A 6,660-nucleotide genomic window follows, 5' to 3' on the forward strand; every position below is an offset into this window, starting at 1 on the left:
TAATGAGGCGCATGGTTCCGAAGTTGTGTGTTGCCGTTCAATATTAATCGCTACCGGCACAAAACAGGCGGCTTGCGTCGGTTTCACTTCACCTTTCAGAATCCGCTGCATGAGACGAGCCGCTTCCATGCCCCGGTCCTTCTGATCAATGTGCGGGTTCGTCCGATACACAATCGTCGCATCGCAGGCATCAATCATCGTTTGAGAAACATTCGCATGCGCATCCAGCGTGCAGACAATAGGCAGTTCTGCTCCCACCTGCTGACGGACCAGCTTCAACCAGTACCCATCCAGATCACGCTCGTTTTCACTGACGCCCGCACCATGCGGGGCCACCAGTAATCCATCCAATGGTCCCGCCTGCTGCAGTTCCTGCAACATTTTCTGAACCAGCGTCTCTACCGTCTCGGCAGTGATCGTTCCTCCTGGTAAAGCACGGGCCACAAAAATCGGCACTGCTTCGATTTCGGTCTCTGCCAGTCCGGCGAAGAATCCTCCAATTTCGTGCGCGGCAGTTTTAAAGATCGGGTAGATCTCATCGCCGGTTGCCAGCACATCGTATTCGAAATCCGCCAGCGTTGTCGCCGACTGGATGAAAGTATTGGATTCCTGTTGCAGGGAAATAATTCCGACACGCATCACTGACTCCCTTTAAAATGGTCAGACGGGCTGTCTTTCCGATTCTGGTTGAAAAACAGTTTGCTATATCTTATACTGGAACGGTCCATTCACTATAATGGAACGATACAAAGATTGCAAGCATTTGCAAATCAGGTTGAGTCAGCCCTCTATTGTGGATCAATTTCTGAATGTCTTCAACACTGGAAGCAACATCATTAGGCAAAGCCTTTCACGTACTCGAAGTGCTGGCCGCTTCGAAGGACGCGCTGCCGTTGCTGGAGATCGTTCAGGAACTGGGTTTCCACAAACCGACCGTGCACCGCATCCTCGGAGAACTGCTTGAGCTGGGTTATGTGAGCCGCGTGGAGAAAGGCGTCTATCAGATTACGCCCAAGTTGCGGCGACTGGCGCTGGGGGCCCTCGATGATCGGCTGACGGAAATCGCCGATCCCTGTCTGCGTCTTCTGCATGAAGAAACCGGGGAAACCGTGAATCTCGGCGTATTGCGGGGAACCAACGTCCGTTATCTGCGTGTGCTGGAAAGTACACACCCGCTGAGACGGATTGTGGAACCGAACAGTACCGACCCGTTTTACTCGACTTCACTGGGACGCGCCATCACCGCGCAACTGAGTGACAAGGAATGGGACGCGCTCCTCGCACGCACCCGACTCGTCGCACGGACTACGGAAACCGTAATCGATCAGAAACAGCTCCGCAAAATCCATCAGCGTGCGCAAGCGGACGGTTACGCGGTCGAACAGGATCAGAACGATGTAGGCGTGACCTGCATTGGTGCCCCCGTTTATGAAGGCGAGGAAATCATTGCTGCGATCAGCCTGAGTGTACCGACGGCCCGCGCGGACGCCAAAGCATTACCACGATTTATCAAAGCCGTGGTCCGCACGGCCCGACAGATTTCAAAACTAATTCAGCAACAGAATACGAGCAAAACATGAACAAGCCCCTTCCGCAATCCATTACCCTGGACATGATGCGAGAGTCTCTGCATTCCGCCATTATCTGCGATGCCCTCGATTCCATCGGCCTGACGAATCAGTCGCCGCGCAAAGAACTGCTGCCGATGACCGTGGAAGCGGTGGTTGTCGGACGCTGCAAAACCAGTCTCTGGGCAGACATGTATCACGTTGATCCCCGCCCTTATGAGCTGGAACTGCAGGCCGTCGATTCGATCGAAGCCGATGAGGTCATTATCGCAGCAGCCAGCGGTTCGATGCGTTCGGGCATCTGGGGCGAACTGCTTTCGACCGCCGTCAAACATCGGGGTTGTGTGGGGGCGATTATCGATGGTGCTGTCCGCGATGTCCGGCAGATGCGCACCATGCAGTTCCCGGTCTGGGCCGTCGGAACCTCACCCTATGACAGTAAAGACCGCCAGCGAATTATCGACGTGGATGTGCCGGTGGAAATCGGCGGCGTCCTTTTCTCACCCGGCGATCTGGTTTTCGCAGACGTGGATGGCATCGCCGTTGTTCCTCAAGCGGTGGAAACGGAAGTGATTCAACTGGCCTGGGTCAAAGTGCACGAAGAAAATATCTTTCGCGACAGCATCAAAAACGGCATGTCGGCCACCGAAGCCTTTGCGAAGTACGGCATTCTTTAACAGAGGGAACGCTTCAGTCAGATGTCTGGGGATTCCACCACGCATCGAGTAGTGTTCTCAGTTCCGCCAGCGATTCGGCAGCGTCGGCTTCGTGAATGATATTTTTCGTTTCGCCGGGATCGTTTTCCAGATCGAATAAAACATCGCCGCGCGTATAATCGTTCCACGTTTTGCCCTGCGCATTCTTGTTGTGCGCGGTAATCAGTTTGAGATTGCCTTTGCGAATCCAGCGATGGGCGACTTCTCGTTCCGGTTGACCCAGTGTTTTCGCATCTCCCGGAAAAATCTCGCCATACACGGCCCGGTTTTTTGGTAACGCCGCTGTCCCTGTCGCGGAAGGGAGCAGGTTCACGCCCGGCAGCTTCTGCGCCGCGGCCCCCTGCCCGGCTGCCTGCAGCAGCGTTGGCACGATATCGATACTGCTGACAAGTTCGGTATGTGTTGCCGGTTTCGTCACGCCGTCCCAGCGAATCAGAATCGGTGAACGCAGCCCGTCATCAAAGGGCGAACGTTTGCTCGCTTTCGTGTGATGAAAATTCTCCCGCGGTTTCATCGGTCTTGTGCCCGGCGTCCAGCCATTGTCAATCACGAATAAAAACAGCGTGTTTTTCGCGTCGGACTCCCGTTCGACAAACCGAATCAGATCGCCGACGGTATCATCGAACTGAGAACAACTCGCATAATAGGCGATTTCCTGTTCGGATACGCGCGGGTTTTTACGATACTGGTCAAAATATTTCTGCGGCGAATCATGTGGCTGATGCGGCAGGTACGGCGCATACCAGACCAGCCAGGGAGTTTCTTTTTTTTTGCAGTCGCGCACGAAATCATAAATCGGCTGCATGGTTTCGCGGCCGATTTTCAAGCCCCAGTCCCCGTTTCCATGTGCGGCGAGTTCGCCGTTGGCCAGTTTGCGGTTGCCGCCGAAAGATTGACCGGGCACCGGTTCGAAGATGGTCATGCCTTCCGTAAAACCGGCATTGCGATAATGGCCTTCCCAGAACTTGCCCGTCTGCAGACACCGATATCCGTGAGCCGCCAGAAGGCGGGGCAGCGTATCCACGTTCTGAATCAGGTGAAAGGCCTGGCTGCGGGTGGTTTCATATTCTTTGCGGGACGCCATCTTGTTCAACGCAGTATTGCCTGGCGGCGGATGATTATAGTGAATGCCGCTCTGATGCGGATACAGGCCCGTCAGCAGTGTGGCCAGCGACGGGCTGCAGACACTCGTTGGCAGGTAACCATTCACGTAGCGAGCCGACTGTTGGGCCAGCCGATCAATGTGCGGCGTTTGAATCTCATGGTTGCCCATGAAGCCGAAATCCCGATAGGTCTGATCGTCTGAGATAATCATCACGATATTCGGCGTCTGCGACGGTTCCGCCCGCGCCAGTGATAGTTCCGCGAAATCTCCCCTATGCAAGACAAAGCAGGCAACGGCAAGGATCGGAATCCATTTGATAAAATAAAATCGCGGCATCAGGCGTCATTTCCCCTCTACACATCAAGGCCTCTAATTGATACAGTAATCCCAGCATAACCGGCAAGCTACAGTAAGTCATTCAGAAATTGCGTCATACCGATCTGCTTTTCCAGAAGGATGTCTGTTTTGTTAATGATTCGTCATTGAAAATGCGCTACGAAAATGGAAAAGAAAGCGGAACCAACATTACAAAAAATCTTCGATGCAGTAACATAACGCATATGTTGGCGGTCGGGCGGAGTTCCAGACCCGTCTGCATTTCCTTTCACACGATTCTGATCAGAAATCACAAGGCATATTAGGTAAAAGGGAGGCTCCAGTGAGTATCAATCCATTAGAATATCAACCGGGTGGCGACAAAAAGAATTCAGAGTTCTTTGATGAATACCGGATGAAAATCTGTGAACGCCGCCAGAGCAGCGGCCTGGAAGATTTACTGGTACAGATGCGGGCCGTCGTGATTCAGGTGGAACAGGGAGACGCCCTGCTCTACTTGCACGAGTTATATCTGATGAGCCCCTACCGTTTCTCTGCCGCTTTTAAGAATAAGACACATAATGTATACGTGCTGACTTCGCAGCCTGACTTCCCGCGTTTGATCATGCTGGAACCGCTGGCAAAAGATTACGCCGATGAAATCACGATGTTCAATCGGCTGTATCCCCTTTCCAGTCAGAAACCCAACGCACGTTACATTGGGGAAATCTTCAGTACGAAAGACGTTGTTGAAACTCAGAAAACGCTGGAATCGCATAACATCCGCTTCAATTACCATCATGAAACCAAAAATCCGTTTTTCACGGATTCCCATTTTGCCTTCACGTTCCCTTCGGACTTTACCTATAATCGCGTGGGATATACGCAGGTCGAAATTGACGATTACGACGCGCTGCAGTTAGGCACCCCCTTCGAACTGGACGCCTCGGTCGTCGATTCACTGAATCAGGTCGTGCAGTTTGCCGAAGATCAGAAACTGAGTTCGCTGGTGCTGGGCCTGGATCATCTGGCGACCCGCATTCTGGCCGGCGAACGCGAAGATGCGATCCTGGAATTTCTGACGATGTCGAATCATTATTTCTGGGGCGCCTACAATATTGCATCCATGAATTCTTCGACGAACGTGACGCGGAACGGTTATGTCGATGATGATAAAAAATCGCCCGCGAAAGTTTTCACCGCCAACAATACACCTTCCTTCGTGAATTCCTTCGAAAATCTGCCGATGCCGACCGAAGACTTTGTGCGAAACTACGGACGACGTCTGCATCATATGGCGTATGAAGTTCTCGACGGCAATCACCGGGGGGGCGAAAAAAATGTGGATTATGTCGTGAAAACACTGATGCAGAAAGGTATTCCGTTTCTGGCGCACGTGGTCGGCGAATGTCTGGATGAACCGAACCTGAAACAGATTTTTTCGAAACACTCCGCTTATTCCATTTTGATTTCAGAATATGTGGAACGCTGTCACGGTTATGAAGGTTTTTTCACGAAATCCAACGTCGCCGCATTAACGGAAGCAGCCGGCAAAGACGAACGCTACGAACACGGCCACGTCTTTGACTAAAGTCGGATTCCGGTTTCCGCCGACATCGCAAGTGCATCAGCGTTCCACAACTTAACTCAGGGATTTGCAAAACTATGAACCGTTCTTCGAATTTGCCAAGGATTGTCGTTATCGGAGGAGGTTTTGCAGGCATCAATGTCGCCAAATCCTTAAAGGATGCCCCTGTCGAAATTGATCTGGTCGATAAACACAATTACCACCTGTTCCAGCCGCTGTTGTATCAGGTGGCAACAGGTGAGCTTGATCCGGCCAATATCGCCGCACCGATTCGTAAAATCCTGTGGAAGCAGAAAAACGTGCATGTCGCGCTGGGCGAAGTCACTGCGATTGACTTTGACAAAAAAATGGTTCAGTTCGATGGTGGCGAACTCGATTACGATTATCTGGTGATCGCCACCGGCGCACAGCAGTCGTATTTCGGCCATGATGAATTTCGGGCGCACGCTCCCGGATTGAAGTCGATTGATGACGCGCTCGAAATCCGCAGGCGTCTGTTTCTGGCCTTCGAAGAAGCCGAGTGGGAAGCCGACGAAGAAGCACGTAAAAAAATATTGACGTTCGTGATCGTCGGCGGCGGTCCGACCGGCGTAGAACTGGCAGGCGCTGTTAAAGAAGTCGCGTCCGAAACGCTGCCCCGGGAATTTCGTAACATTCATAGTGGAATGGCACGCGTGATTCTGGTGGACGGCGGTTCGCGGCTCGTGGGCCCGATGCCCGAAGACCTGAGTGCGATGGCGCAAAAGGTGCTCGAAAAAATGGGCGTCGAAATTCACCTGAATGTGCATGTGACGGATGTCACCGCAGAGGGGGTTGTGATCGGCGAGGAAACCATTCCCGCGGAGAACGTCTTCTGGGCCGCCGGCGTGCAGGGGCAGGACCTGGCAAAAACATTAAAAACGGAAATCGACCGGGGCAGCCGCATCGTTGTGGGGCCTGATCTCTCGATTCCCGATCATCCGGAAGTTTTCGTCGTCGGAGACGCCGCCCACGCGACTGACGCCACGACGGGAAAACCGGTTCCCGGCCTTGCACAAGGGGCGATTCAGACCGGCCGCTTCGTCGCAGAAATCATCAAAGCGGAAATCGCCGGCAACGCACCACAGGAGCGTCCCCAATTCAGCTACCACGATAAAGGTTCGATGGCGATGATCGGCCGCGGCAACGCCATCGCCGCGATCGGCAAAATCCATTACGGCGGCATCCTGGGCTGGATCTCCTGGAACATCTTGCACGTGATGTTCCTGGTCGGCTTTCGCAATCGCTTTAAAGTCATGCTCGACTGGTGCTGGAACTACATCTGGAAAACCCGCCGCTCCCGCCTGATCACCGGCGATCCCGAAGTCCACATCAAACAACTCTACTCCG

Annotated in this window: 6 protein-coding genes; 4 read left to right on the forward strand and 2 right to left on the reverse strand. The window is 53.1% G+C overall.

The window, feature by feature from the left end; translation table 11 throughout:
• A partial coding sequence (locus tag Q0294_RS13625) for a M81 family metallopeptidase (RefSeq protein WP_299466283.1) occupies positions 1-639 on the reverse strand: 639 nt, incomplete at its 3' end.
• Positions 640-809: 170 nt separating this feature from the next.
• Here Q0294_RS13625 and Q0294_RS13630 point away from each other — a divergent pair.
• The gene (locus Q0294_RS13630; RefSeq protein ID WP_299466287.1) at positions 810-1,580 is read left to right on the forward strand and encodes an IclR family transcriptional regulator; all 771 of its coding nucleotides are present in this window, start codon (positions 810-812) and stop codon (positions 1,578-1,580) included.
• Positions 1,577-2,245 (forward strand): RraA family protein, encoded by a 669-nt coding sequence (locus tag Q0294_RS13635; protein ID WP_299466290.1) that lies wholly within the window; start codon positions 1,577-1,579, stop codon positions 2,243-2,245. Before Q0294_RS13630 ends, Q0294_RS13635 begins: the two co-directional genes overlap by 4 nt.
• Before the next feature lie 13 nt (positions 2,246-2,258).
• Here the strand turns inward: Q0294_RS13635 and Q0294_RS13640 are convergent, their stop codons facing one another.
• The gene (locus tag Q0294_RS13640) at positions 2,259-3,725 is read right to left on the reverse strand and encodes a sulfatase-like hydrolase/transferase (RefSeq protein ID WP_299466293.1); all 1,467 of its coding nucleotides are present in this window, start codon (positions 3,723-3,725) and stop codon (positions 2,259-2,261) included.
• A gap of 322 nt (positions 3,726-4,047) precedes the next feature.
• Between Q0294_RS13640 and Q0294_RS13645 the strand changes: the two genes are divergently transcribed.
• Together Q0294_RS13645 and Q0294_RS13650 are read left to right on the forward strand one after the other, a co-directional pair.
• Positions 4,048-5,295: a hypothetical protein gene (locus tag Q0294_RS13645; RefSeq protein ID WP_299466296.1), complete on the forward strand. Its 1,248-nt coding sequence runs from the start codon at positions 4,048-4,050 to the stop codon at positions 5,293-5,295.
• A 74-nt stretch (positions 5,296-5,369) separates the two neighbouring features.
• On the forward strand, positions 5,370-6,660 hold a 1,291-nt coding region (locus Q0294_RS13650), incomplete at its 3' end, for an NAD(P)/FAD-dependent oxidoreductase (protein WP_299466299.1).

This window comes from uncultured Gimesia sp. (assembly GCF_937919775.1).
Taxonomy (GTDB): domain Bacteria; phylum Planctomycetota; class Planctomycetia; order Planctomycetales; family Planctomycetaceae; genus Gimesia.